This window comes from Streptomyces sp. NPDC001100, from assembly GCF_053598575.1.
The window spans coordinates 87,681-114,665 of record NZ_JBSFKO010000009.1 but is presented as its reverse complement, the minus strand read 5'-3'; the positions used below and the strand labels follow the sequence as shown (position 1 = coordinate 114,665).

Sequence of the window (26,985 nt, the reverse complement as noted above, 5' to 3'; positions counted from 1 at the left end):
ACCCGCCCACCTGCAGGTGGCCGCGTGGACGCCTGTCCAAAGTCGGTGGAGGCCTCGTGGCCTGCTCTGTTACGGTCCTGGAGCCGGCCGCGGGACTCCGGCGCGACTTCCGGAACCTGCCTATGAAGCAATGATTCGCAGCTCGTGCCCCCATTCCCCGGCCGGCGTCCGCATCCACGGGGGACGACGGGGGAAGAGCCGGATGGATTCGTACGGGGACCTCATCGCGGCCGACGACGTCCTGCTCTTCGTCAACGCGGCGATCACCTCCACCGGCCAGCGCGAGTTCCACAGCGACGCCGCCGAGCAGCGACTGTCCCTCGACTTCCTCCACGCGTACATGCTGGGGAACTACCGTGACCTGTACGCGGGGGTTCTCGCCCTCGACATCAACGACCACAACGCGGTCCTCGTCGTCCGACGTCTGCTGGAGACGAGCGGGGAGGCCACCGCCGAACAGCGGCGCAGCGAGGGCCGGTTGATAGCGGGCCGGCTGGCGGCCCTGCCGCCGCAGCGCGTGTACGGGCTGTTCGACGCGCTGCGCCGGGCCCGGGTGAACAACCGCCGCACCCGCGCGATCATGCGTGACTGGCTGTCCGCCCGACCGGACGCGGCGTTCGACGCCGTGAAGTACCGCGGCGGCCTCAAGCGAGCCCTCCGTCACGCCCATCTCGCGCCCGCCACCGAGGAGTTGGGGGCGTTCGTGTTCGCGCCGCTGACCCGCAGGCACTACGAGGCACCGCTCCTGGAGACCTGGCGCCGCGCCCACTACGAGCAGGCCGCACTGTACGAGCTGCCCTACACGGCCGCCGAGGGCTTCGCCGCCCGGCACGGCATTCCCCGCAAGGTGTTCCTGGAGCGCATCGCCCCGCGGATGACCCGCCTGGAGGCCCTGCGGCTGCGGGACTCCGCGCACCGGATCGGCGCCACCGCGATACCGGCGGACCTGGCGAGGATGCCACTGACCCGGTTGGCGACGTATGCGCTCTCCCTGCCGGTCGACGAACGGGTGCGCCGACGCGCCGAGTTGACCCATGCCCTGGAAGCGGCGGCCGGGCGGGTCGCCGGACCGCACCGGGGGAGCTGGGGCAAGGTCACCGCCGTACTGGACGACAGCTTCTCCGCCTTCGGCTCGGTCCACAAGCGACGCCGGCCACTGGCCGTCGCCCTGGCCTGCCACCATCTGCTCGCGGCCCTCGCCGACGACTACACCGCGCTGTGGACGTCGGGGCGGACCGACGCGCTGCTGGCCCGTCCGTACGGGCCGACGCCGTTGGGCCGCCGGATCCTGGACGCGCTGGACACCGCCCCGTCCCGGCTGGTGATCGTCTCCGACGGCTGGGACAACGCGCCACCCGGCCTGGCCGGTGAGGTGCTGCGCGTCTTCCGGACCCGGCTCGACCCCGAGCGCCGCACCAGCATCGTGCACCTCAACCCGGTCTACGACGCCGCCGACTTCGACGTACGCCGACTGTCCCCGACCGTGCCCACCGCGGGTGTCCGCGACGCCGAGGACCTGCCCGCACTGGTGGAACTCGCCCAGTTCGCCGAAGGTCGCACCGGACTGGCCGAACTCATCGCCTACCTGGACACCCGGGCGGCCCGCATGCTCGACGCCACCCATCAGGAGCGGGCGCGATGACCACACTCGACCTGACCGGCCTGACCACCCGCCCCTCCCAGGTCTGGGGCGGCGTCCGCCTCGTACCGCTCGTACGCGACGAGCCCGTCGTCGACCTCCGCCTGAACGCACGGCTCTACGACGACACGGTCGGCCTCGTCGAGGTCGCCCCGCGCCACGCCTACATCTCCTACGTCCCGCACGGCTTCGTCGCCACCTGGACCGGCGACGGCACACCGGCAGCCGCCTACGGCACTCAACTCTCCACCGACGCCGACGCGGTGCCCACCGCCACCATGGGCCTGCGCATCCACCGCAGAATGGCCCGCCGCCAGGCCAAGGACCGGCTGCGGTTCCTCCCCATGCACCTCGCCCTGGAGGGCTACCTGGCACTCCACTTCGGCGGCCCGTCGATCGCCTGGGAGGAATGGTCCCAGCGCGCGATCCGCCAAGGGCTCTCCCCGCGCGTCGAGGAGGCCTACGCGGGCGCCGAAGTGCGCGGCCTCGCCGACGCGTTGCGCGTCTTCGAGATCCACCCCGGCCAGTGCGGCGTCATGGTCTACGTCTCCGACGCGTTGGCGGCCGCGTTCGTGGTCCCGCACCCCGACGACTACCGGGCGCTGCACTCCTCGCTCCTCCAGGACCTGTACGGCGAACTGATCCACCACTACGCCCTGTTGATGCCGCCGGTCCAGGACTTCCGTGCCCGCGTCCCCCACGCGGGGATCCGCTCCCTGGCCCAACTGCGCACCGCTGTCGCCGAACAGGAGGACACCTGGGCACAGTTCCACGACACCACGATGGCGACCGAACTGCTGGAGCAGGAGCACACCTGGCAATCCGTCTACCGGATGGGGCGTTTCGCCCTCGCCCGCTTCCTGCCGGCGTTCCGCCCCAAGCAGGGCAACCACATCGGCGAGGCCATCACCGACGACCGGGGCCGCATTGCCTACCTCAAGACATTCCGCCTCTCGGAAAGCCAGGTCCGCCGCGGCCACCTCCTGAGCAGACTCGCCGCCAACGACTGGCACCTGACGGACACCGCAGCCGAACTCGGTCTAAGCGAAGCCCAGTTGGGGCTACGGCTGGAGTCTGCCGGTTTCGGCCACCTGCTGCGCCAAGACGTCCTGGACGGATACCGGAAGCGCCGGCGAACCTGAGGCCGGCGAGGGGAAAACCCGGCGACGTCGCCGACCGCCCCCGGGATACTGGTCGCCCATGGATGAGGTCGAAGTCGTCGTCGCCCATTCCGAGCGCGCGACTCTGCGTGTCGGTGACGTGTTCCTGAAGGTGGACGGCGATCAGGCGCGCATCGACGTCGAGGTCGAGGCGATGTCCCTCGCGCCGGTCCCGACGCCGGAGGTGCTGTGGCGCAAGCCGCACGTGCTCGCGCTCACCGCGCTCCCGGGGACGACGCTCGGGCGTCTGGGCGGGCCCTCGACCGGGTCGCCGGCGGCGTGGGCCGCGGCGGGCGCCGCCATCCGGAAACTGCACGACGCGCCCCTGCCGACCAGGACCGGCGGGGCCGGGCGGAGCATCGAAGCACTGGCGGCGGAACTCGACACCGAATGCGAGGCGCTCGTGACGGACGGCCTCCTGCCCGCCGACCTGGTCACCCGCAACCGCCAGGTCGCCGAGGCCGCGCTGCGGCCGTGGACCGCGGCGTTCACCCACGGCGACCTGCAGATCGCGCACGTCTTCGTCGACGGCGACGAGGTCACCGGCATCATCGACTGGTCCGAGGCGGGCCGGGGCGATCCCCTCTACGACCTCGCCACCTTCACCCTCGGCCACGAGGAGCACCTCGACGACGTCCTCGCCGGCTACGGCGCCGCCGTCGACCTCGACGTGATCCGCGCGTGGTGGTCGGTGCGCAGCCTGCTGGTGATTCGCTGGCTGAGCGGGCACGGCTTCGACCCGTTCGCACCGGGCTGCGAGGTCGACGTACTGCGATCCCGGATGTGAGACCGCACGGGCCCCGCCGCGTTCCTCCTCATGGGACTCATGGGACTCATGAGGATTCGTGGGGATTCATGGGGAGGGTCGTGCGTGCCTACCGGTGCGCCGTGTAGACGGTCGCGGTCATCGGCGCCGTCACCGGGCCGATGCCGAGCCGGTCCGTCATCTTCTGCGTGACGGCGGCCCGGAGGGCCTGCGCGTCCTCGCGGGCCTCCACGGCCGCGCTCACCGGCGTGCCGGTGAGGAACCCGGTGGCGACGGAGGCCGCGGACTCCGCGACGCCATCCAACGTGACCTCCTCGGCGGTCGCCGGAGTCAGTCCGGCGGCCGTGAGATCCGCGGTGACCACGGCCGGGTCGGAATAGCCGTGGGGCACGTCCTTCAGGAACGGGGGTGCCCCGTCGGGCATGGACTCTTCCAGGGCGGTCTGGAAGGCGGCCCCGAATCCGTGCGAGGCCAGCGGACCCCAGCTGTTGAACAGGAACCGCCCTTGTGGTGCCAGGACCCGGCGCACCTCGGCGTACGCGGCGGGCCTGTCGGGGAAGAACATCACCCCGAACTGACACACGACGAGGTCGAAGCCGCCGTCCTCGAAGGGCAGCTCCTGGGCGTCCGCCTGCCGCCAGTCCGCACGCGGTTCCCGTGCCGATCCCGCGAGGACCATCGCTTCGTTGAGGTCGGTCGCCACCACCGACGCCGTGGGCACCGCGGCGAGCAGGGCCGACGTCAACGCCCCGGTCCCGGCGGCGAGCTCCAGGACCGTACGGGGCCGCAGCTCCGCCGCCCTGGCGGCAAGGTCGACGGCGAAGGGCCGGAAGAAGACCGGCACCAGGTGGCGTTCGTAGGCCTCGGGCATGGACCGTGTCCACCGCCGGTTCGCGTCGTCTGTGCTCACCCGCCAGACAGTAACCCCGCGGCAGCTCCCACGGCGGAGCGCCGGGGTCACCGCGACTTCGTGTCGGCGCCGCCGCCAGGACAGGGTGTCCCGGCCCCGCCACGTGACGTCACCCGCAGGTCCATACCAGACACGTCAAGACATAGAAGAAGCAGGCGAGTTGATGAGGGACGTACGGTCGATTCCTGAACGAATCGTCGCGATGGCACGCGCTTTTCCCCCGAACCGCCGCGAGTTCGGCTTCAGTTGTTGACGCCGTCCAGCGGCGCGACTACAACCCCGGGAGAGCGCTCCCAACCTTGAGGAGACCCCCCATGCAGACCTCCGCCGGCACATCCGGCAGACCTTCGCCCACCGCCGTACGCTCCCGTACGGCCCTCGGTCTGGTCGTCGTCCTGATCGTCGCCTGCTTCGCCGCCCTCACCCCCTCGCCCGCCCGCGCCGCCGACCAACTCCTGTCCCAGGGGCGGCCCGCCACCGCGTCCTCGACCGAGAGCGCGTCCTTCCCCGCGAGCGCGGCGGTCGACGGGAACACCGGCACCCGCTGGTCGTCCGCCTTCGCCGACCCGCAGTGGCTGTCGGTGGACCTCGGTTCCGTCCAGCAGCTCACGCGTGTCTCGCTGAACTGGGAGACCGCCTACGCCACCGGCTACCAGATCCAGACCTCGACCGACGCCACCACCTGGACCACCGTCTACTCCACCACCACCTCGACCGGCGGCACCCAGAACATCACCCTCACCGGCAGCGGACGCTACGTCCGCGTGTACGGCACCGCCCGGGCCACCCAATGGGGCTACTCCCTCTGGGAGTTCCAGGTCTACGGCCCCGGAAGCACCACCCCGCCCGACGACTTCTGGGGCAGCACCAGCGACATACCGGCGGCCAACAACGTCGTAGAGGTGAAGATCCTCAACCGCACCAACGGCAAGTACCCCGACAGCCAGGTGTACTGGAGCTTCAACGGGCAGACGCACTCCATCGCCGAACAGCCCTACCTCGACATGCCCGCCAACTCCGCGGGCCGCATGTACTTCTACCTAGGCTCGCCCACCAGCTCCTACTACGACTTCATCGAGTTCACGGTCGGCAGCAACGTCTTCAACGGCAACACCACCCGCGTCGACGCCTTCGGCCTCAAGCTCGCCATGCGCCTGCACAGCAGGGACGGTTACGACACCGAGGTCGGCGAGAACCGGGCGACGTTCGCCGAGGACCGCGCGACCACCTTCCAGCGCTTCACCGACGCGGTGCCGTCCCAGTTCAAGGTGCTGGCCCAGGCCCAGGCGCCGTACCGGATCATCGCGCCCGGCAGTGACCCGAGCTTCCGCGCGGGCGGTGTCAACGCCAGCTACTTCACGTCCTACGCCCAGTCGGTGGGCGTGAACGCGGCGACCTCCGACATCTTCGGCTGCGCGGCCTCCCTGGCGGCCGACCCCAATATGTGCGCTGCCCTCAACCGCCATGTGGCCACCCTGCCGGCGTCGCAGCAGTCCGACCCGGCGCAGTTCTACAAGGCGGCTCCGGCGAACTACTACGCCAAGTTCTGGCACGACAACGCCATCAACCAGCTTGCCTACGGCTTCCCTTACGACGATGTCGCGGGCCAGTCCTCCTTCGTCTCGCACGGCAGTCCGCAGTGGCTCCTGGTCGCCGTCGGCTGGTAGGCACGTCAACACAGCGAAACGGGGCCGCCCTTGTCAGGAAGGGCGGCCCCGCGTCATGGGGTGATGGGCTGAGCTACTGGACGTTGATCGTGAACGTGGACGTGGTGTTGCGGATGTCCTGCGCGTTGCCGCTCATCCGCAGGTTGACGAAGGTGGCCGAACCGACGGCCGGTCCCTGACCGGGTTCGGGCAGCTCGTTGGCCCAGATGCCCCACCCGGACTTGGCGTCGAACGCGTCTCCGCTCTTCTTGGAGTTGGTGATGGAGATGTCGGTGAAGATCGTGTCCTTCACCGGGAACTGCGGTTGTCCGCCTACGTAGTTGGTCTGGAACATGACCCCTCCGTAGGTGGAGTTGTCGATGTCGACGTCGTTGACCCGGATGCCCTGGAAGACCTTCGAGGCCGAGAACGCCCAGATGGCGGGGAAGACCTGGGAGCCCCAGAAGTGGCCGCCCGTTCTGTCCAGGGAGACGTTCTCGATCGTCGTCGGATCGGTCCCGAAGCCGTTCATCGGGTAGCCGAAGTCCAGCGAGGAGATCGTGATGCCGGAGTAGACCAGGGTGTCGGCGACCCGGATGTTGCGGAAGGTGTTGTTGTAGCCGCCGTAGACGGCGATACCGGCCGCACGCCAGGTGAGCGTCGACGTCAGGTTCTCGTAGAGGTTGTTCTTCTCGTCGGCGCCGCCCGCGTCGATCGCCGAGAAGAGGGCGAAGCTGTCGTCGCCCGTGGCACGGGCGTCGTTGTTGACGACGTGGTTGTCCGTGGAGCCGTTCGTCATGTTGATGCCGTCGGCGAACGTGTCACGGATGCGGGAGTTCGAGATGGTCATGTTGTCGGTGTTGGCGCCCCAGTAGAGGCACACCATGTGTTCGGCCCAGATGTTGTCGATGGTGATGTTGGAGACGTTGGAGAAGTCGAACACCTTGCCGGGGCCGTCGATTCGGGACGTGTAGTTGCCGAAGTAGGCGAAGCCGGAGAACGTCGAGCCGTTGGCCGTGGACTCGGCGCGGAAGCCGATGTCCGTGTTCTCCTGCGAGGAGGGGGCGCGGAAGCGGGTGAACCACGGGCCCGCTCCGACGACCTTGACCGCCTTGCCGTAGACCTGGAACTTGCTGGAGGTCTCGTAGTCACCGGCCGGCAGATAGACGCCGACGAGCTTGCCGGTGGTGTCCATGCGGACCTTGTCGAGGGCGTTCTGCACGTCCTGCTGCGAGAAGCCGGCCGGGACCGTGTAGGCGGCCGGGTCGGGGTTCGGGATCGCCGTCGCCTGTTCGAGGTTGACGAAGTCGATCGCGTAGGTGGAGGAGTTGGCCGCGTCCTTCTGGAGGCGGATCTTCGAGCCTGCCGGAACTGTCCTGCCCAGCAGGAGATTTGCCTCGTCGTAGATGTGGCGCTGGGTTCCGGCGCTCGGCGAGTTGCCGGGCGCGGTCTCGTTGCCGTACAGCCAGGCGTACTTGGAGGTGAGGTCGATCGCCTTGAGGAACTGGCCGTCCACATAGACGTCGAGCGTCGTGTCGGTGCCGTCCGGGACGGAGAAGCGGGTGACCAGGGTGTTGGTTGCCGCTCGGGTGGTCCACTCGACGTACTGGCCGGTCGAGTTGAGAGTCACAGCCCTGCGGCCGCTCGCCTCGCCCGCGATGTCGCCGATGGTCCGGTTGGGGCCGACGACCGTGGCGCCACCGCCGACCGTGCCGTCCTCGGCCTCGTACATGTCGTACGGCATGTCGGCGCCGCGGCCGACGAACAGGGGTTGCGTGGTCGTGTTGTTGGTGCGCTTGACCGGCACCTCGTTGGCGTCGTCGGCGATGACCGTCTTGACGGTGTACTTGCCGTTGACGGCCGTCCACGAGCCGAGGCCGATCGGTGCGGTCGTCTGGCCGGAGGCGATGGTGCCGTTGTAGGAGCCGGTGAGTGTCTTGACGGTGGCGCCGTTCGCGTCCTGGACCGTGAGTGTCACGCCGTGGGAGCCGGAGGCCGAGGCCGTCGTGCCCTGGTTCTTGATCGCGACGCTGAACGCGACGTTGTCGCCCGCCGAGGGGCTGGACGGGGTCCAGGCCACCGGAGCGGCGACCAGGTCGGAGCTGGAGACCGGCTTGACGACGAGGGCGTCGGAGCGGGTGAAGGTGTTGTTGCCCTCGTTCTGCTCGATGACCTTGTTCGACGGGTCCACCTCGGCGCCGAGCGGATAACTGCCCGCGTCCTGGGCCCCGATGCTCGCGGTGACCGTCGCCGACGCGCCGGCCGCGAGGGCGGGGACGTCCGCCGTGGCGGTCTTCGTGCCGCCGAGCGTGAAGTTCAGGTCGGTCGCCTTGGACGCCTTGCTGCCGCTGTTGGTGACGGTCGCGGAGAGGCTGATGGCGTCCGACTCGACAGGAGCCGCAGGGGAGTTGGTGATGCCGGTGACCTTCAGGTCCGGGTTGGCGGCCGGGGTGCCGATCACCTGGAACTCGGCGACCTGGCCGCCCGGGGCGCCCGTGTTGGAGGCGAACTTCAGCTGGATGTCGGCCGCCGCGCCGGAGACCGGGATGGTCACCGTGTTGCCGGTGGCCGGGTTGAACGTGTAGTTCTTCGCCGCGACGAGACTCGTGAACGCGGTCGCGTCCTGGTCGCGGCCGAGCACCTGGATGTTCTGCGTGCGCGTCGACCAGGCGGCGTCCGGGTTGAGCTTGACGACGACCTGACTCAGGTCGGCGTTGGCACCCAGCTTGGTGGTGAGGGTGGCCGGGTAGGCGCCGCCCCCGCTCTCCCAATAGGTGGCGATCTGGCCGTCGTTGGCGTTCGCGGCGACATAGGTGAACGTGTACGAGGAGGCCTCGATGGGCTTGCCCTGCGCGAGGTCGGAACCGGCGCCGTTGCCGGCCCGGGTGACGCTGTTGCTCGCCACCGACACGTTTCCGGCCGCGTCCTTGGCCTTCACGTAGTAGGTGACCGTGGCCGTCGCCGACGGGGTGTCGGTGTACGACGTCACGTCACCGGCAAGGGACTTGATCACCTGGTCGTTGGCGTACACGTCGTAGCCGGTCACCTGCACGTTGTCGCTCGACGCCTGCCAGGTGAGCTTCACGTCGCTGCCCGACTGCGTGTACGCGAGGTTGCCGGGCGCGGTCGGGGCCTGGGTGTCGCCGCTGGTCCCCTTGCGGGTCACGCTGGTGCTGTTCGGGGAGACATTGCCCGCCGCGTCCTTGGCCCGCACGAAGTACGTGATGTCGCTGCCGGCGGGCTGGGCGTCGGTGTAGGTCAGGACGTTCCCGGCGACGCTCGCCCTCAACTGCCCGTTGGCGTAGACGTCGTAGCCCGTCACGGCGGTGTCGTCGGTCGCCGCGCTCCACGTCAGCTTGATCTGCCCGGTGGCCGGTTCGGTGTAGGCCAGGTTCGTCGGGGCGGTCGGTGCCTGGGTGTCGCCGGTGACCGGACCGTAGACCTCCAGCTCGGACGCCTGCCCGGCGGGCCAGCCCGTGTTGGCGGTGAACAGCGCGCGCACGTACCGGGTGGTGGTCGTGTCGAAACTGATCGTGGTCGACTGGTCGTCGGAACTGTCGAAGGTGTACGCCTTCGAGGCTGTCAGGTCGGTGAAGTTCGAGTTGTCCGTCGAGCCCTGGATCTTGAAGGTCTGGCTGCGGCTCGGCCAGCCGCTGGGCAGCCGCAGCGTCACCTGGTTGATCTTCACCGACGAGCCCAGGTCGACCTGGAGCCACTGCGGGAAGGCGTTGTTGGTGCTCTCCCAGTAGGTGTCGCGGTTGCCGTCACCGGCGTTGGCCGCGCCGTAGACGTCCGCGTGCCCGCTCTCGCTGAAAGGCTTGCCCTGGGCGAGGTTGGGGGTCGAGGCGGCGGTCGTGAGGACCTGCATCTCGCCCAACTGGGCGGTGCCGGCGACCGAGTTGGAGCTGAAGTCGGCGCGTACGTACCGGGCGAGGGTCGCGGGGATCGAGACCTTCACCGTGTTGTCGTTCGCCGGGCCGAAGACGTACTGCGCCGACGACTTGAGGGTGGCGAAGCTCTTGCCGTCGTCGCTGCCCTGGAGCGCGAACGTCTGCTTGCGGGACTGCCAGCCCTCCGGCAGCCGCAGCACGACCTGGCGGACGCGCTTGCTCTTCCCGAGGTCGGTCTGCACCCACTGGGCCGACTTCTTCCCGGCCTGCCAGTAGGTGTCGAGGTCGCCGTCGGTGACGTTCGCGGCGGTGTGTTTTCCCCGGGTGCTGCCCGCCGAAGTCCTGGCGTCGGCCGCGGCGTTGGGGCCGCCGGCCGCGTGCGCGGTGACGGCGGGCAGACCCAGGACCATCACGGTGGCGGCGAGCGCGGCGGTCGCCGTGCGTCGCCCGGGGGATCTCTGCTTGTGTCGAGTCATGCGGGGGTCGCTTCCTGCGGAGGCTCGCGCGCCGGTGGGGCGGCGAGGGCGGCTCATTCCTGACGGAGTGGTGCAGAAAGGTGCGGGACGATCGGTGCGGTGCTCTGCTGCTCGCTGCTCTGCGCGAGGACCGTGGGGCAGGATTTTGCGTTGTTTCATCGAAATATTGCAGAGTCGAGTGAGTCGGTCTACAGGTCGAACATCGGAATCTTGCGTTGTTCTGTTCTGTGCCTGTCGTGCGCACCCCGTACGGCCCGACGCCCTCCGTCGGGTGATCCGCTTCTCTGGGAGGATCGGCACCATGAGCGACAACCCACAGCGCCTCGTCACCGTCGACCGCACCGGCCCCGGCCGGTTCACCGCCACCAACGCCCGTGGCGGCACCGTCGAGTTCGGCACCGCGAACGGTGGCGGCACCGAGTTCACCCCCGTCGAGCTGCTCCTCGCCGCGATCGGAGGCTGCACCGCGGCCGACGTCGACGTGGCCACCACCCGGCACGCGGAGCCCGACGGGTTCACCGTCACCGTGACCGGCAACAAGGTCAGCGACGACCTCGGCAACCGGATGACCGACCTCGCGGTCACCTTCTCCGTGACCTTCCCGGAGGGCGAGGCCGGGGACCGGGCCCGCGCCATCCTGCCCCGGGCGGTCGCCGTCTCCCACGACCGGCTGTGCACGGTCAGCCGCACGGTGGAGACCGGGACGCCCGTCACCGCGACGATCAAGGACGTCTGACGGACACGGAAGGCTCCCCGTTCTCTGCGGGCCGGTGACAAGGGGTTCGCGAGGCGCTGCGTTCTTGTGAGCACTGCCTGATCCCGGGGGCGTGAGCGCCCTACGGTCCGGCCATGAAGACGAGTCGCAGCACAGAACGGACAAGGGCGAGGACATGGCACGGTGCCGCGCTGGCGGTGCTGGTGACCGCCGGCACGCTCACCGCCGCCGCCCCGCAGGCACAGGGCGAGAGCGCGCGCACCGAGACCCCGGTCGCGTCGACGCATCCCGCCGACGGGGTGGTCGAGTCGGCGGTGCGGGTGAAAGTGCCGTTACCGCAGTCGTTCGGCGCCCGCCCGGCGGCGTGCGACTGGCTGTCGTATCTGCGCTACCGCTCCGCCGACGGCCCGCGCGCCTCGGCCGACGCCGACCGGATCCTCGTGGCCCAGCCCGGCATCCTGGAAGGAGCCGGAGCCTTCGACAGCGTCGCCCGCGACACGGTCGCCCAAGCCGCCGCGCAGGGACGGCACGTCGAGTTCTGGGCCCTGGACCGGCGCTCCAACTGCCTTGAGGACCCCACCGGTATCGCCTCCGGCGACCAGCACACCGCCGTCGACTACTACTACCGCGGCAAGGCCGTCGACGACCGGACCTTCGCCGGGTTCGTCGGCAACGACCAGCTCGGCTGGATGGCCAGGCTCGGCATCGAGCAGACCGTGCGGGACGAATACGACCTGCTCGTCGCCGAGTTGCCCGATCAGGGCGTGCGCAGGAGCAAGGTGCTGTGCGGCGGCCACTCGCTCGGCGGGGTGATCACCGGGTACTTCGCGGCGGCCGACTTCGACGGGAACCCCGCCACCCTGGCCGACGCCGGACAGAACCAGTGCGCCGGGTACTTCGCCCTGGACACCACGATCTCCACCTCGCTCGCCGACCTGAGCGGCAGCATCCCGGACGACACCAACCTGCCGGACATCGGGCTCGGTTACGCCGTCGTACAGGCGGGGCTCGACAGCGGAGTGCTGTCCCGTTCGCTGTCCGCGCCGGTGCTGCTCAACCCCGAGACCATGACCCTGCTCGCCATCGCGGGCCTGGGCGCGGCACGCGACCCGGACGGCGAGTCGGACCTGCCGGCCAATCTGCCCTCCAATGTCAACATCGAGGCCACGAACCGGTTCCTGTTCTCCAAGGACACCGCGACCTTCCTCACCGGCTCACCCGCCGTGAAGGACTTTCGGCTCACCAACGACGCCGTGCTCGGGGCGCTCATGGACGACAACTCCGAACCGCTGGCGTTCCTGCAGAGCAGCGTGGGCCTCTTCGACGGCGGACCGCTCACCGACAAGAACTTCCCAGCCGCCAACGGGAGTTCGGACCAGTCGCAGCTGTTCGGCGTCGAGTACAAGGCGATTCCGGCACAGTCGCACGGGCCGCTCTACACCTGGCGCAACTACGACCGGGTCGGCGCCGCCGACGACCCCGGGTACCGGTCTGCCGACGGCACCCCCTTCACCGACGCCTCCAAGGAGGTCACCGACATCCACGAGCTGGCCCGCAGCATGGGGGAGCAGCCACTGGACTTCACCGAGCAGTACTTCCCGACCAAGCTGGTCACCGACATCGAGCTGGCCACCTCCCCGCAGGTCGAGCAACTGGTCGTCCATCCGGGCGGGTTGACGGCAAACCCGACGCTCACCGTGCTCGCCGGCGACGGACTCCTCGCGGGCCGCATCCCCGCCGACCTGCACCCGGTGATCGCCCCCGGATACCAGCACCTGGACGTCCTGACGGCGGCACCCGTGCAGAACAACGGCCGGCCCGAGATCGTCTCCAGCAGCCTCGCGGGATTCGCCGCAGCGCCCAAGTAGCACACCGGCAGGGGCCCGGGAGGATCAACTCCCGGGCCCCACAGTGCTGTTGTGGCTCAGACCTTGCCGGCCGCGAACGTCGCCGCCGCACCGGCGTCGGAGGTGTAGCCGAGGTGGGCCAGCACGTCCGTCCCGCCGTTCTGGCAGATGGGGTCACCGGTGGCGCAGAAGTCGATGGTGCGGCTCTGGTACGTGCCGGTGACGCTCTTGCCGAGGGCGCGGATCGGGTTGCCGAACAGCAGCACCGCGGCGACCTTGGGTTCGACCGCCGCCGGGATCGTCGCCACGATCGGGCTGCCGACCACCGCGCCGTCGCTGCTGATCCCCATGGAGTTGTCGACGACATTCGCGCCCTGCGAATAGCCGACGAGAATGAAACGCTGATTCGGACAGGCCGCCGCCTGCGCGGTCACATGGTTCACCACATCGGCGTTTCCCGTCGCGGCCGATGTCAGGGAAAGGTCGGCGGGATAATTCACCGCATAACTGGAGAGGGTTTTTCCGGTGATTTTCTGCTGGAGCGCGGAGAACACCGGGCCGCCGACGATCAGGCCCAGAGTCCCCGGCTCGAAGGTGCCGCGAGCCGCCACGACGTCGAGGTCCGCGCAGGTGGCGGCGGACGCCGCGGGTGCGGTGAGGGTGGCGAGGCCGGCTCCGCCGATCAGCGAGAGCGCGGCCAGGCACAAGCGAATACGCATGGGAATCCTTTGAGGGTGGGGCGCGTGCGACGCGCCTGTGGAAAGGACACCTCGAAGGTATTCGCGTTGTTTCACCGGGTGTTATGGACGGGAATTCAGAAACCCTCCCTGTTTTTGTCGGCGCGTGAGTCGCGCTCGTTCTCGCGCGACGCCGCCGAACGCAGCGCGAGAATCAGGTCGAGGCGGGTGCCCGGATCGTGCAGGGACTCGCCGAAGAGCTTCTCCAACTGGCGCAGGCGGTAGCGGACCGTCTGCGGGTGGATGTGGAGCCGGGCGGCCACGTCGGGGACGTTGCTGCCGCTGAGCAGCCAGGCCAGCAACGTCTCGGCCAGGCGGGCGCGTTGGCCCTCGGACGCCGCGTCCAGCGGTGCCAGGGCCCGGGCCTCCAACTGTGCGAGCAGTGGTTCGTCGCTGTGCAGCAGCAGCGTCGACAGATGGTCGGCGCACAGCACGACGCCCTGCCGGGGCAGCACCCCGCGCCCCATCAGCCCCAGCGCCCGCGTGGCCCAGCGCAACGACCGCGCGGCCTCGGGCACCGGGACCGTGGGGCCGACCGCCGCCGGACGGCCGCCCAGGCCGAGCACGAACGACCGCCCGCCGAACCGGCCGTAGCCCTCCGGGTCCGGCACCAGCACCCGTGGCGGCCGTGACTCCATGTCGGCCAGCGCACCGGGAATCGCCGGCGGCCGGTCCTCCGCACGCGGGTCCGCGGGTCCCGCCAGCGCGATGACGGCGACCCGCGAAGGCACCCGCCACCGCGCGCCGTGCGCCAGGTCCTGCACCTCCTCCGGGGACACCGGCCCCTCGCCCAGCAGCAGATCGAGCAGCCGTCCGCGCCGCCGCTCCAGCTCGTCCGCGCTGTGCGACCGCGCGTCCGCGTAACCCGCGGCTGCCGCCTCGGCGACCTCGTGCACCGTCCGGAACGCCAACTCACCGAGCGTGGCCACGACTTGCGAGTCCAGGCCGAGCTCCTCCGCGGTCCGTCCCATCAGCCGCCAGGCGTGCAGGCCGCCGACCCGTAACGCGGACTGCACCGCGTCCAGGCTGCGGCCGTCCAGCGCCACACCGCGCCCGATCTCGTAGTACGTCGTGGCCATCGTGGACCGCTGGTCGCGCGGGTCCGCGATGTGGTCGATGAACAGGGTCAGCGCCTGCACCACACCGGCCCGCAGGTTCTCGCGGTAGATGGCGCCGGACGGCAGCCCGTACTCGGGCACCTGTCTGCGGACCTCCTCCTCCACCTCGTCGGCCACACGCGGCAGTTGGGCGCGCAGCAGCTCGGCCAGCTCGGGCGGTACCGAGGCGGTGGCGGGATCGGCGGGAACTCCGCGCGGGGTGGGGACGGCCACGACGGACACTCCTTTCCCCCGGAGGCGGCTCGCCCACGGGCTGTTGCCCGTGGGACGAGGGGGACGTCCCGTGTTGGACGGCCGTCCCCTCCGCTCCGTTCCGTGCCCCGGCTGCACCGACATCACTCCGGCAGCCCCAGCGCGGCGGCGAGCATCGGCCACGAGGCGGTGAACTCCCCTTTCCAGTAGGCCCAGCTGTGCCCGCCGCCCGGATAGAAGTGGGTGGTGACCGGAATGCCGAGCAGCGCGAGCACACCGGTGAAACTGTGCGCGGACGGCCACAGCAGACTCTCCAGCGCCTCGGGCAGCCAGTCGCCCGAACCCCCCGCCACACCACTGCCGTTGGACACGTACAACGGTGTGCCGCGCAACCCGCCGGCCTGGGCGCGCGGATTGAAGGCCCGCCAAGTCAGCCCGTCCAGCAGGGGGTTGCCCCACAGGGTGCGGGGCGCCAGGCTCTCCCGGGCCACGATGGCGTCCACCAGGGAGGGCATTCCGGGTGCCGTGGTGTCGAGGATCCCGCTGTAGGACGCGGCGGCGGTGAACGCCCCCGGGTGGCGGGCCGCGTGCGACATCGCGCCGTAGCCGCCGGTGGACACCCCGGCGACCGCCCGCACACCGGACGCCCGGTAGTCACGGGCCAACAGCGCCGGCACCTCCAGGAGTTGGAAGGTCTCGTAGTCGGGCCCCTCACGCCAGACGCTGGGGATGCCGGTCGGACCCGCGTCCGGCATCGCGACGATGAGATCGCGCCCCTCGGTGAAGGCCTCGATGTCCGTCTCCCGGGTCCAGGACGTGTAGTCGTCGTGCGCCCCGTGCAGCAGATACAGCACGGGATACGTCCGGCCGGGCTGCGCGGCGAAGTCCGACGGCAGGATCAGCCGCACCGGCGCACTGCGGCCCAGCGCGGGCGAGGACACGGACACGTCGAAGGTGCGCGCCGAGACCTGCGTGGCGGCCTGGGCGCGGCTCACGCCGGCCGTGGCACCGAGCAGGACGGCGAGCCCGGTGGCCGCGGCGACCCGCGTGGCGGCGCGCCGGGACATCCCGTCGGAAGTGCGCTGGGGGAGGGCGGCGCGCGGGGGGATTCCGGAGGGATGCTGCGGTGTGGCGGGGCGGTGGTTCGGCATGGCGGCTCCTCGGTCGGGTCGGCGGGTCCTCAGGCCGGTGCGGTGGGTCCGCCCGGCGAGGCCAGCACCCGCCGCAGATGGGCGGCGATCTCGTCGACGTGCGGCGGGTCGAGCAGCGACAGGTGGTGCCCCGACACCGGTACGACCGTCAGCCGCGGGCACACCTCGTCCCAGCCGAGCGCGTTGTCGTCCCGCTCGTACGCCGGGTCGCGCACGGTGTGCGGCGCCGTCTCAGTGGCCCGGTACAGCACCACCCGGCCCTCGTACCGGCCCGGCCGGTGCGCCTCGCCGATCCGCAGATCCAGGTACGAGGAACGCTGGTGCTCCAGCGCCGCGGGCGGCACCCGCACGGCCACGCGCAGGGCGCGCAGCACGGCGTCGATACGTGCGCGGTCGTCGTCCATCGCCACCAACTCGTCGTAGGGCAATGGCAGTTGCACGCCGTATGCGTCGGCGACATGTCGGGCGAAACCCGTGAGGTGGGCGCGGACACGGTCGGCGGGGGTGCGGCCGGGCTGGGGGAGGGGACGTACGGAATCGATGAGCGCGACGAGTTCGACGTCCCGCCCGGCGGCGACGAGGAGGCGTGCCGTCTCCTGGGCGAGGAACCCACCGAAGGACCAACCACCCAGCGCGCACGGCCCGTTGGGGTGTGTGCCGGTGATCTCCTCGGCGTAACGCCGTGCCTTCTCCGCCACCGTGCGGGCGTCCTCGATCCGGTCGAGACCGTGCACCGGGCGGTCGTCGCCCAGGTGCTGGGCCAGCGCCCGGTAGACGTCGGTGGTGCCGCCGGCGGCGTGGAAGAGGAAGAGCGGGGCGTGCGTGCCGCCGCTGTGCAGCGTGCGGAGCGGGGACGGCTCGTCGGCCAACCGCTCTACCCGGTCCGCCACTTCGGCGATCGTCGTGGCGTCGAACAGGTCGCGCAGCTGCAGCTCGATCCCGAACTCGCGGTCCAGTGCGGTACGGATCCGGACGGCCAGCAGAGAGTCCAGGCCGAGGTCGGCCAGCGCCGTGGTGGGGGCGATGCGGGCCGTGGGATGGCCGGTGACGGCGGCGATGTGGCGACTGACGCGGGCGACCACCGAGGCGGCTGGGGGTTCCGCAACGGCAGCGGGCGTGGGGACAACTGCCGTCGGCTGTTCTCCCGTGCCACGCCCCCGCCCGTCCGTCCACCAGTACCGGACATGCCGCCAGCGCGGCAGCGGAAGATCGACGACCCGACCTGCCGGTACCGGCAGGGACAGTCCCGCCGCGTACAAGGCACCCAACTCACCGAGAAACGCGGCGGATCCGGCCGCGTCGCGCCGCAGGGTGCCCACGGTGAGCGCGCCGGGCACGGTGTCGGTGATGGCGGTGGCCAGGACCGGATGCGGCGAGATCTCGACGAAGGCGGTACGACCGTCCGCCGCGGCCGCCGCGAGGGCCCGGTCCAGCCGCACCGGCCGGCGCAGGTTGGCGGCCCAGTGCTCGGCGCCGAACTCGCAGGCGCCGCGCGGGTCGTCGAGGACCGTGGAGTAGACGGGGACGCGCGGCGACCGTCCCCGGAGGTCCGCGAGGGCCTCGACCAGCTCCGGCAATAGCGGGTCCACCTGGGACGAATGCCCGGCGCCGACGACCCGCATGACCCGGGCGGCACGCCCCCGCTCCTCCAACCGCCGCACCAGCCGGGCGACCGCCACCTCGTCACCGGTGACGACCTTCTGCCGGGGCGAGGAGTGCACGGCGACCTGGACACCGGGGAACTCCCGCTCCAGGGCCGGCAGTTCACCGTCCTCCAGGTCCACGACGGCCATCGCGCCCCCGCGCAGCCCGTCGAGCAACCGGGCCCGTACGGCGACGACCCGGGCCGCGTCCACCACGTCCAGCGCGTCCGCGCACACCGCGGCGGCCACCTCGCCCAGGGAGTGGCCGATCACGGCCGCGGGTTCGACGCCGTAGGACCGCCACAGCTCGGCGAGTGCCAACTGGGTGCCGAAGAGCACGGGTTGGGACACGTCGAGCCGGTCGAGCGGTCCGGCGGAGGCCAGGTGCGCGCGGAGGGAGAACCCGAAGACGTCGGCGAGCCGGGCGTCGAGCTTCTCCACGGCGGCGGCGAAAGCCGGTTCCTCGACGAGGAGTTGGCGTCCCATGCCGGTCCACTGGCTGCCGTATCCGGAGAACACCCACACCGGACCGCGCCCCACCCGGTCGCGGTCGCCGGTCACCACCCGCGGGTCGCGGTCGGCCTGTGCCAACGCGTCCAGCGCGTCGGCCAGTTCGCGCCCGTCGCGGGCGACGACGGCGGCGCGCACGGGCCCGCGTCCGGTACGTCCCGCGAGCGTGCGGGCCACGTCGGCGGGGCGGGCCGCGCTCCCCACGGGCGTGCGCAGCCATGCGGCGAGCCGGGCGGCGGTGTCCCGGACCCGCTCGGTGTCGAGGTCGGAGAGGAGATGGAGGCGGGAGGCCGGCTCGTCGGACGACCTCTCCCCGACGCGCCGGGCCGGAGGCCTGGTCGGCCGCCATTCCTCCAGTACCGCATGGGCGTTGGTGCCGCCGAAGCCGAAGCCCGAGACACCTGCGGTGGCCGTGCCGCCGTAGCGGGGCCAGGGTTCGGGCTCGGTGACCAGGCGCAGCCGTGCGTCGGGGAGCGAGGTGCCGTGCAGCGACGGCGGGACGAGATCGTGCTGGAGGGCGAGGACCGTCTTCACCAGGCCGGCGAGACCGGCCGCGCACTCCAGATGACCGAGGTTGCCCTTCACCGAGCCGAGCAGCAGGGGCTGTTCACGGTCACGGTCGGCGCCCAGCACCGCGCCGAGCGCGCCCGCCTCGATCGGGTCGCCCAGCGGGGTGCCGGTGCCGTGCGCCTCCACATAGTCCACGTGGGCCGGGGCGAGTCCGGCCCGCCCGTACACCGTGGCCAACAGGGCTTGCTGCGCGACCGGGTTGGGAGCCAGCAGGCCGCCCGAACGGCCGTCGGAGTTGACGGCGGTGGCGCGGATCACAGCGAGGACGCGGTCACCGTCGCGCTCGGCGTCTGACAGCCGTTTCAGCAGCACCGCCGCGCAGCCCTCGCCGCGCCCGATGCCGTCGGCGGTGGTCGCGAACGGCTTGCAGCGGCCGTCCGGCGCGAGCGCCCCCGCCCGTGCGAAGGCGACGCCTACCGAGGGGGAGAGCAGCACGTTGACCCCCGCGGCGATCGCCGTGTCGGTCTCGCCGCCGCGCAGGCTCACGCAGGCCTGGTGCAGAGCGACCAGGGAGGACGAACAGGCCGTGTCCACCGCCATGTTGGGACCGTGGGTGTCCAGGACGTACGCCAGCCGGCCCGCCGTCACACTGAGTGCCGCGCCCGCCGGGGCCCAGGGGTCGACGGCGTGCGCGTCGGCGCCGGTGAGGCGGCCGTACTCCGGGGCCGAGACGCCGACGTAGATGCCGGTGGCCGTGCCCGCGAGGGCCGTCGCCGGGACGGCGGCGTGGTCGAGCGTCTCGCGCACGACCTCCAGGAGGATCCGCTGCTGCGGGTCCATCACCGCGGCCTCGCGCGGACTGATCCGGAAGAAGTCGGCGTCGAACCCGGCGATGTCGTCCAAGTAGCCGCCGTACAAGGGTGCTTCGGCGGGCGGGAACGGCGTGAAGTCGCCCCATCTGTCCTCGGGCACGCGTCTGATCGAGTCGACGCCGTCGATCAGCAACTGCCAGTAGCTCTCGGGGCCGTGCACTCCGCCCGGCAGCCGGCAACCCACCCCGATGACCGCGACGGGCTCGCCGGGCGCCTCTCGCACGACCGGTGCGGGGAGGTGACGACGGGGATCGGGGCGGAGGTCCGTACCGCACAACCGCGCCACCAGCGCGTCCACGGTCGGCGCCTCCCACAGCAGCGTCGCCGGCAGCTCGTGTCCCGTCAGCAGCGACAACTCGCCCGCCAGCACGACCGCGTCCCGCGAGGACATGCCGAGTTCGGCCAGCGGCCGGTCCGTCGCCACGTCACGCACCGGCGTGCCGTGCCACTCGGCCACCCGCGCCACGATCCGCAGCCGCAGGGCGTTCTCGTCGGCGGCCGTCACCCGTTCCCCCGTCCCGGAGTTCGGCCCGCTCCCGTCGACGGCCGTCATCCCGCGGTCCCCGTCGCGTAGTCGCCCTCCAGGTACCGGGCACGGGTCAGGGCCCGTGACACCTTGCCGCTGGATGTGCGGGGCACGGTGCCGGGGGCGACCAGGACGACATCGGCGAGCCGCAGCCCGTGCCGCGCGGAGACGGCCGCGCGCACGGCACGCGTCAGGGCGGGCACGTCGAGGTCGGCGAGGCTGGTGCCCCGTGTGTGTTCGGCGACGACCACCACCCGCTCGCCCGCGCCGCCCGCAACGCCTGGTACCCCGAACGCGGCGAGCCGGTCACGCCGTACGGCCCGGTGCGCGTCCTGCGCGGTGGCCTCCACGTCCTGCGGATAGTGGTTGCGGCCGTCGACGACGATGAGGTCCTTGAGCCGGCCGGTGACGATCAACTGCCCGTCCAGGACGGTCCCCAGGTCACCGGTGCGCAGCCAGCCGCCCGGCGCGTCCGCGCCGAGCGAGGCGCCGAACACCCGCCGGGTCTGAGCGGAGTTGTTCCAGTAGCCGCGCCCCACATTGGCGCCCTGCACCCAGATCTCCCCGACCTCCCCCTCGGCCAGCAGGGCGCGGGCGACCGGATCGACGATGCGCACCCGCTGCCCCACCGGTGTTCCGCACCCCGCGAGGAGCACGGCCCGTGGATCCTCGGGCCGCGCGGGCAGCGCCTTCCCGGCGGCGAGGGCGTCCCGGTCGAGGGCGAACCGGCCGAGCGGCCGGCCGGGCCGGGTGGCGCTGACGAACACGGTGGCCTCGGCGAGTCCGTACGAAGGACAGTGCGCGTCCGCCGCCAACCCCTGGGCGGCGAAAGCGGCGTGGAAACGGTCGGCGGTGCCGGGCCGGACGGGTTCGCTGCCGTTGATCAGCGCGGCGACCCCGTCCAGCCGCAGCCCCTCCTTCTGCGCCTCGGTGACGGCGGAGGCGCAGTAGTCGTAGGCGAAGTTCGGCGCGGCACTCAGCGCGCGCGGATGCGCGGCCAACAGCCGTAGCCAGCGCGCCGGTTCGTGCAGGAACGCGGTCGGATCCATGAGGACCGACGGCACCCCGCGCACGACGGGGGCCGCGACGCTCAGCACCAGCCCCATGTCGTGGTAGAGCGGCAGCCAACCCACGCAGGTCACCGGATGCGCGTCGGCGCCATAAGCGGCCAGCGCCTGGCGGGCGTTGGCGACGACGTTGGCGTGGGTGATCTCCACGCCCGCCGGAGCCCGGGTCGACCCGGAGGTGTACTGGAGATAGGCGGTCGCGTCCGAATCCGGTTCCGGCGCCCGCGAGTCGAGGGCGGCGGTGTCGGGCACCCGGTCCGCCGCGAGGACCGGCACCTCCGCACGCTCGCAGAACTCCGACACCTCGGTCAGCACACGCCCGGTGGTCACCACGACCGCGGGTCGCGCGTCCCCCAACACCCCGACGAGCCGGTCACCCTGCCCCGGCAGACCGGGCGGATACAGCGGTACGGCGACCATCCGGGCGGCCAGCGCCGCCAGGAACCCGGTGATGTAGTCCGTCCCCTGCGGGCACAACAGGGCGACCCGCGAACCGGGTTCGGCCTGCTCGGCGAGCCGGGCGGCCAGTGCCCGGACCCGCAGATCGAGCCGCTGCCAGGTCAACGTGCGGTGCACACCGCGGGAGTCGGGGGCGGGATGGTCGACGAAGGTGAACGCCCGGCGGTCCGGAATGAGTTCGGCCCAGTGCCGCACGTACTCGGGCAGGGTCCGGTACGCGGGCGCGAGCGGCGGGCGGCGACTGTCCATCGGACGGGCTCCTCACGAACAGCGGGGCGAGCGGCGGGGGAGTGGCGTGAAGGGGATGAACTCGGCGGTCAGAGCGGGATGTTGCCGTGCCGCCGCTCCGGCATCGGGGCGCGCTTTCCGCGCAGCGCGCGCAGCGCGCGGCCGACATGGACGCGGGTGTCGCGCGGCGCGATGACGTCGTCGACGTACCCGCGTTCGGCGGCGAGGTAGGGAGTCCCGTGCGTGGCCTCGTACGCGGCGACCAGGTCGGCCCGCAGCGCCTCCGGGTCGTCCGCCGCGGCGAGTTCACGCCGGTGCAGCACCCCCACGGCGCCCTCCGCGCCCATGACGGCGATCCGCGCGGTCGGCCACGCGAGGTTGAGGTCGGCGCCGAGATGCTTGGAGCCCATCACCGCGTATCCGCCGCCGTACGCCTTGCGCACCACCACGGTGACCTTGGGGACGGTCGCCTCGGCGTACGCGTACAGGAGTTTGGCGCCGCGCCGGATGATGCCGCCCCGCTCCTGGCACACGCCGGAGAGATAGCCGGGGACGTCGGCGAAGGTGAGCAGCGGGATGCCGAACGCGTCGCAGAACCGCACGAACCGCGCGGCCTTCTCGGAGGCGTCGATGTCGAGGACCCCGGCGAAGTGCAGCGGCTGGTTGGCGACGACCCCGACACTCGCCCCCTCCACCCGGGCCAGCGCGCAGATGATGTTCGGCGCGAACAGCTCCTGGACGTAGAGGAGTTCACCGTCGTCGACGACCGCGCGCAGGATGTCCCGCATGTCGTAGGCGTGACCGAGCCGGTCCGGCACGACCTCGTCGAGCGGGTCCCCGGCGGCGACGGCTCCGGGCGCGTACTCCGGGGGCCGCTCCAGGTTGTTGGCGGGAAGGTACGACAGCAGGTCGCGTACGGTGTCGAGCGCGTCCTCCTCATCGGCGGCGAGGAAGTGGGCGTTGCCGTTCACGGAGTTGCTGGTGCGGGCGCCGCCCAGTTCCTCGGCGGTGGTGCGTTCGCCGGTGACCGCCTCGATGACGTCGGGACCGGTGACGAACATGTGCGAGGCGCCGTCCACCATCACGGTGAAGTCGGTGATCGCGGGGGAGTAGGCGGCACCGCCCGCACACGGGCCGAGGACGACGGAGATCTGCGGGATCACCCCGGACGCCTTCACATTGCGCCGCACCAACTCGGCGTACAGCGCGAGGGAGTTGACGCCTTCCTGAATGCGGGCGCCCCCGGAGTCGTTGAGCCCCACGACCGGACACCCGGTCTTCAGGGCGAGGTCCATGAGCGCCACGGTCTTCTCGCCGAAGGCCTCGCCCATGCTGCCGCCGAAGACCGTGGAGTCCTGCGCGAACACACAGACCGGCCGTCCGTCGACCGTGCCGTAGCCGGTGACGACCCCGTCGCCGTAAGGCCGTTGGGCACCGTCCCCCACCGCTCTCGCCCGCACGAACACGCCGGTCTCCGCGAACGAGCCCGCGTCCAGCAGCCGTTCGATCCGCTCCCGCGCACCGAGCGCCCCGTGTCTTCTCGACGCGCCCGTGACCACCGCCCGCGCCCGTCGCTCCTCCAGGTCGGCGACGCGACCGGCGGTGCGGTCCGTCGCGGATGTCACTGCCGTCAGGGATGTCGTCGCCTCTAGCGTCACAGCCACCTCCGAAGTGGTTCTCGAATATGGCAGCGATTCGGCGACGGACCGCGGGATCGCCGTTCTGTTTGCGGGAGTTGAGTCCTGGGCGACGGAGGTTCGTCCTGAGGTGACAACGGATCGGCGTGGGGGGCTGCAGGGGCTGGGGGGTTCCGTGGTCCGGACCACTGTGCTGCCATGGCGATGGAAACGTTGCCCTGCGGGAGGACACCGGATGAGATCACCACTGACACCGATCGCCGGAGCCGGGAGCCCCCTCCGCCGCCGACTGGCTCTGGATGAGGGTGGGTACACAGCGGCGTACTCACCGGACCGCGGCGTGTCGACGCTCACGGCCCCCGAAAGGCCGGAGGGACCGGTCGTTGTGCCCAGGACCGCCAGCGTTGACCGGGACGATCTGGAGCGGAGAGTGGCCGGCTACTGGCACCGCCACCAAAGGGGCCGGCCTCCGCGTGGCCCGCTACAGGCAGCGCGCTTGTTGATGGACAGGGACAACCGGCCCCGCCAGGGGTGGCCGGGGCGGGTCACCGACCTGCTGTGACGCGACCGTGCTGGGGAAGAGCAGGCATCGGTCGGGCTCGATGCCTACGCGGGTCCGGGGAGACAGGAGCCCCGATCCCCCGGCAACGCCCGCGGATGCGAGGGAAACAGCTGCCGCACCCCCTCCCCGCACACCTCAAGCGCAAGCTCGCAGAACATCGCGTTCGCCCACCCGAACCACTCCCGGGTGAACCGCCCCGGCGCGTCGACATGGAAGCTCTCGTGCATCAGGCCGGTACCGGCGGTGGTGGCCGCCAGGATCTCCAGGGCCCGAGCCGCCTCGCCCGCGTCGCCCGTCAGACCCGGCGGTGGCGATCGCCAGCGCCCAGACGTGGCGGTCGGGCGTGTGCGAACTGCCGATCCCGGACGCGTAACTCCCGCTGAAGTAGGAGGGGTTGGCCTCGGAGAGCGCGAAGTGCCGGGTCGCCCGATAGAGCGGGTCCTCCGGAGCGCACCAGCCGCTGAGCGGAAGGCTCGGCAGGCTCGCGTCGTCGCAGAGCAGTGCGCCCCCGAGGCCGTCCACCTCGTACGCGAGGACGGCGGCGCCGTCGACCTCCGCCACCGCGTGCGCCAGGATCCCGGCATCGATCTCGTCCGCCAACCACCAAGCCGCATGGGCGAGTTCGGTGTCGTCGAGCACCGCCGCGGCCAACTCCGCCAGCCCGTGCAGGCTCGTCGACGCCAGCGCGTTGGCCGGTACCAGATAGCCGTGGACGCACGCGTCGTCGCTCGGCCGGAAGCCCGACCACGTCATCCCGGTCCAACCCACCGCGGCGCCCCACCCGTCGAGCGGAAGACTGTCACCGGCGAACGGGCCGGACGGCCGGACGAACCCGTAGGGCGAGTCCCGCCCGTGGGACTGCTCGGCTCGCCACAGCCGCACGATCCTCCGGGCCGCCCGGTGGAACGCCTCGTCGAGATGGTCCTCCCGGCCGGTCGCCCGCCGGATCGCGTACGCCAGTTGCAACGGCGCGCAGAGCGAGTCGAGTTCGTACTTGCGCTCCCAGATCCAGTCGCCCGGCGTGGGCCGGTCGCAGGGTTCGCCGTGCGCGCCGGTGGGGCCGTCGTTGAAGGCGTTGGCGTACGGGTCCAGGAGCACGCAGCGGATCTGCCGGCGCGAGACGGCGGCCAGCACGTCGCCGACCTCCGGGTCCGTGGCCACCGCGAGGTAGGGGCGGACCTGCGCCGTGCTGTCCCGCAGCCACATCGCCGGGATGTCACCGGTCTTGACGAACACCTCCGGGCCGTACGCCGACCCAGTGCCCCAACTCATCGACGTGGTCCAGGTGTTGGTCAGACACCGCTCGACGATGTCCGCCGCCGGACCGCCCCGCAGCCCGCCCGCCAGGCGCCGGCCGAGCGTGCTCAGCGACTCCGGAACTGCCCACACTGTTCCGGAAGTTGACCCGGGAAACGTTACCATCGCGCCTCCTGACTCCCTCATGTGGCGTGCGCCACGGTGTGATCTGTTCCAGCTCTTCAAGGACATCGGCTGGTACGACACCTGGCTGCCGCTGATCGTCCCGGCCTTCCTGGGTGGCAATCCGCGCTTCATCTTCCTGGCCCGCCAGTACTTCCTGTCGACCCCGCACTCCATCGACGAGGCGGCCAAGGTCGACGGCGCGACCCGAAACGTATCCTGGGAGCGGTCCCGGCCCCCGGTACGCGATGGAAGGTTGGTCTTCAACTCACGTGAGAAGTCGTCCCCCGCACAGCCAGAACACCAGGCCCACGATGCGCGACGTCGCGGAGCGGGCCGGAGTCGCCGTCGTCACCGTCTCCCGCGTCGTCAACGGCATCGGCACGGTCCGGGAGGAGACGGCCGAGCGCGTGAACGCGGCGATCACCGCCATCGGCTACCAGCGGAACGAGATCGCGCGCTCCCTGCGCCCCGGCCAGAACTCGATGACCATCGGCCTGCTCCTCGGCGACCTCACCAACCCGTTCTACGCCTCCCTCGCCAAGGCGGCCGTCGAGGTCGCCAACGAGGCAGGCTACGCAGTGCTGTTGAGCACCGCCGACGAGGACCCGGAGGTGGAGCGCCGGGCGGTCGGCGAGCTGATCGGACGCCGGGTCGCCGGGCTCATCATCGTCCCCGACCAGGGCGACCACGCCTTCCTCAACGAGATCAACGGCCACGACCACGTGCCCATCGTCTTCGTCGACCGCCCGGCCACGGGTGCCGAGGCGGATGTCGTCCTCGTCGACAACGACGAGGGCGGACGCAAGGCCACCCAGCACCTCGTCGACCAGGGCCACGACCGGATCGCGATCCTCGTCGCGCCCTCCTACTACAGCACCGGCCGCCGGCTGCGCGGCTACCGCAAGGCGCTGCGCCGCAGCGGCATCGAGCCCGACAACGACCTGGTCGTCACCCTGCGCGCCGGCACCACCGAGGAGGCCGAGGCCGCCACCCGCACCCTGCTCACCTCCGCGAACCCGCCCACCGCGGTCTTCTCCACCACGGGTTTCCTCACCGAGGGCGTCCTGCGCGCCTGCCGTGAGCTCCAAGTCTCGCTGGCGGTAGTGGGGTTCGACGACTTCAAGCTCGCGGACATGCTTCCGACCCCGGTCACCGTCGTCACGTCCGACACCGAGGAACTCGGTCGCAGGGCCGCCCATATCCTGCTGGACCGCATCGACGGCGACGACTCCCCCTCCCAACGCATCGTCCTCCCGGTCGAGTTGATCGCGCGCGGCACGGGGGAGATCGGGCACCCGTAAC

16 protein-coding genes and 1 pseudogene are annotated in these 26,985 nt (G+C 71.3%); 7 read left to right on the top strand and 10 right to left on the bottom strand.

Features of this window, described 5'->3' with window-relative positions:
* The first annotated feature begins 202 nt into the window (after positions 1-202).
* Genes ACWDEW_RS15420 through ACWDEW_RS15410 form a run of 3 tightly spaced genes read left to right on the top strand, consistent with a single transcriptional unit; the run spans position 203 to position 3,586 of the window.
* Positions 203-1,642, top strand: a complete 1,440-nt coding sequence (locus ACWDEW_RS15420; RefSeq protein ID WP_450513091.1) for a hypothetical protein — start codon at positions 203-205, stop codon at positions 1,640-1,642.
* Complete coding sequence (locus tag ACWDEW_RS15415) at positions 1,639-2,781, top strand: ARPP-2 domain-containing protein (protein WP_450513089.1); 1,143 nt, start codon at positions 1,639-1,641, stop codon at positions 2,779-2,781. Before ACWDEW_RS15420 ends, ACWDEW_RS15415 begins: the two co-directional genes overlap by 4 nt.
* A 58-nt stretch (positions 2,782-2,839) precedes the next feature.
* A complete protein-coding gene (locus ACWDEW_RS15410) occupies positions 2,840-3,586 on the top strand; it encodes a phosphotransferase family protein (RefSeq protein ID WP_450513087.1) in 747 nt (248 codons plus the stop codon).
* 88 nt (positions 3,587-3,674) lie between these two features.
* On the opposite strand, the gene ACWDEW_RS15405 is transcribed toward ACWDEW_RS15410, so the two are convergent.
* Positions 3,675-4,436, bottom strand: a complete 762-nt coding sequence (locus ACWDEW_RS15405; RefSeq protein WP_450513380.1) for a class I SAM-dependent methyltransferase — start codon at positions 4,434-4,436, stop codon at positions 3,675-3,677.
* A 353-nt stretch (positions 4,437-4,789) separates the two neighbouring features.
* Between ACWDEW_RS15405 and ACWDEW_RS15400 the strand changes: the two genes are divergently transcribed.
* Positions 4,790-6,142 (top strand): beta-1,3-glucanase family protein, encoded by a 1,353-nt coding sequence (locus tag ACWDEW_RS15400; protein WP_450513085.1) that lies wholly within the window; start codon positions 4,790-4,792, stop codon positions 6,140-6,142.
* 73 nt (positions 6,143-6,215) lie between these two features.
* On the opposite strand, the gene ACWDEW_RS15395 is transcribed toward ACWDEW_RS15400, so the two are convergent.
* On the bottom strand, positions 6,216-10,487 hold the full coding sequence (locus ACWDEW_RS15395; RefSeq protein ID WP_450513083.1) for a discoidin domain-containing protein: 4,272 nt from the start codon (positions 10,485-10,487) through the stop codon (positions 6,216-6,218).
* A 301-nt stretch (positions 10,488-10,788) separates the two neighbouring features.
* Here ACWDEW_RS15395 and ACWDEW_RS15390 point away from each other — a divergent pair, with 301 nt between their 5' ends.
* Together ACWDEW_RS15390 and ACWDEW_RS15385 are read left to right on the top strand one after the other, a co-directional pair.
* Entirely contained in the window at positions 10,789-11,223 is a 435-nt protein-coding gene (locus tag ACWDEW_RS15390) for an OsmC family protein (protein ID WP_450513081.1), read from the top strand.
* Between the two features lie 176 nt (positions 11,224-11,399).
* A complete protein-coding gene (locus tag ACWDEW_RS15385) occupies positions 11,400-13,070 on the top strand; it encodes a hypothetical protein (RefSeq protein ID WP_450513378.1) in 1,671 nt (556 codons plus the stop codon).
* 56 nt (positions 13,071-13,126) lie between these two features.
* Here ACWDEW_RS15385 and ACWDEW_RS15380 read toward each other — a convergent pair whose 3' ends face one another.
* From ACWDEW_RS15380 to ACWDEW_RS15345, 8 genes and pseudogenes are all read right to left on the bottom strand, one after another.
* The gene (locus ACWDEW_RS15380) at positions 13,127-13,768 is read right to left on the bottom strand and encodes a cutinase family protein (RefSeq protein WP_450513079.1); all 642 of its coding nucleotides are present in this window, start codon (positions 13,766-13,768) and stop codon (positions 13,127-13,129) included.
* 95 nt (positions 13,769-13,863) lie between these two features.
* Positions 13,864-15,117, bottom strand: a complete 1,254-nt coding sequence (locus tag ACWDEW_RS15375) for a PucR family transcriptional regulator (protein ID WP_450513077.1) — start codon at positions 15,115-15,117, stop codon at positions 13,864-13,866.
* 122 nt (positions 15,118-15,239) lie between these two features.
* Positions 15,240-16,163 (bottom strand): alpha/beta hydrolase, encoded by a 924-nt coding sequence (locus tag ACWDEW_RS15370; RefSeq protein WP_450513376.1) that lies wholly within the window; start codon positions 16,161-16,163, stop codon positions 15,240-15,242.
* A 113-nt stretch (positions 16,164-16,276) separates the two neighbouring features.
* Entirely contained in the window at positions 16,277-20,335 is a 4,059-nt protein-coding gene (locus ACWDEW_RS15365) for an acyltransferase domain-containing protein (protein ID WP_450513075.1), read from the bottom strand.
* Complete coding sequence (locus tag ACWDEW_RS15360; RefSeq protein ID WP_450513073.1) at positions 20,332-22,083, bottom strand: fatty acyl-AMP ligase; 1,752 nt, start codon at positions 22,081-22,083, stop codon at positions 20,332-20,334. The genes ACWDEW_RS15365 and ACWDEW_RS15360 overlap by 4 nt, the downstream gene beginning before the upstream one ends.
* Positions 22,084-22,151: 68 nt before the next feature.
* Positions 22,152-23,687 carry an acyl-CoA carboxylase subunit beta gene (locus ACWDEW_RS15355; RefSeq protein ID WP_450513071.1) on the bottom strand — a complete coding sequence of 512 codons (1,536 nt, stop codon included), beginning with the start codon at positions 23,685-23,687 and terminating at the stop codon, positions 22,152-22,154.
* 618 nt (positions 23,688-24,305) lie between these two features.
* Positions 24,306-24,518, bottom strand: a complete 213-nt coding sequence (locus ACWDEW_RS15350; RefSeq protein WP_450513374.1) for a glycoside hydrolase family 125 protein — start codon at positions 24,516-24,518, stop codon at positions 24,306-24,308.
* Between the two features lie 106 nt (positions 24,519-24,624).
* A pseudogene (locus ACWDEW_RS15345) lies at positions 24,625-25,533 on the bottom strand (glycoside hydrolase family 125 protein); the annotation flags it as partial.
* A gap of 461 nt (positions 25,534-25,994) precedes the next feature.
* On the opposite strand from ACWDEW_RS15345, the gene ACWDEW_RS15340 reads away from it, so the two are divergent.
* The gene (locus tag ACWDEW_RS15340; RefSeq protein ID WP_450513069.1) at positions 25,995-26,984 is read left to right on the top strand and encodes a LacI family DNA-binding transcriptional regulator; all 990 of its coding nucleotides are present in this window, start codon (positions 25,995-25,997) and stop codon (positions 26,982-26,984) included.
* The last annotated feature ends 1 nt before the right edge of the window (position 26,985 follow it).

Bases quoted from the DNA above. Each gene is read 5' to 3' on its own strand.
- ACWDEW_RS15380 (WP_450513079.1), bottom strand. From the start codon at position 13,768: ATGCGTATTCGCTTGTGCCTGGCCGCGCTCTCGCTGATCGGCGGAGCC.
- ACWDEW_RS15360 (WP_450513073.1), bottom strand. From the start codon at position 22,083: ATGGACAGTCGCCGCCCGCCGCTCGCGCCCGCGTACCGGACCCTGCCC.
- ACWDEW_RS15420 (WP_450513091.1), top strand. From the start codon at position 203: ATGGATTCGTACGGGGACCTCATCGCGGCCGACGACGTCCTGCTCTTC.
- ACWDEW_RS15365 (WP_450513075.1), bottom strand. From the start codon at position 20,335: ATGACGGCCGTCGACGGGAGCGGGCCGAACTCCGGGACGGGGGAACGG.
- ACWDEW_RS15405 (WP_450513380.1), bottom strand. From the start codon at position 4,436: ATGCCCGAGGCCTACGAACGCCACCTGGTGCCGGTCTTCTTCCGGCCC.
- ACWDEW_RS15370 (WP_450513376.1), bottom strand. From the start codon at position 16,163: ATGTCCCGGCGCGCCGCCACGCGGGTCGCCGCGGCCACCGGGCTCGCC.
- ACWDEW_RS15415 (WP_450513089.1), top strand. From the start codon at position 1,639: ATGACCACACTCGACCTGACCGGCCTGACCACCCGCCCCTCCCAGGTC.
- ACWDEW_RS15340 (WP_450513069.1), top strand. From the start codon at position 25,995: ATGCGCGACGTCGCGGAGCGGGCCGGAGTCGCCGTCGTCACCGTCTCC.
- ACWDEW_RS15390 (WP_450513081.1), top strand. From the start codon at position 10,789: ATGAGCGACAACCCACAGCGCCTCGTCACCGTCGACCGCACCGGCCCC.
- ACWDEW_RS15400 (WP_450513085.1), top strand. From the start codon at position 4,790: ATGCAGACCTCCGCCGGCACATCCGGCAGACCTTCGCCCACCGCCGTA.
- ACWDEW_RS15410 (WP_450513087.1), top strand. From the start codon at position 2,840: ATGGATGAGGTCGAAGTCGTCGTCGCCCATTCCGAGCGCGCGACTCTG.
- ACWDEW_RS15395 (WP_450513083.1), bottom strand. From the start codon at position 10,487: ATGACTCGACACAAGCAGAGATCCCCCGGGCGACGCACGGCGACCGCC.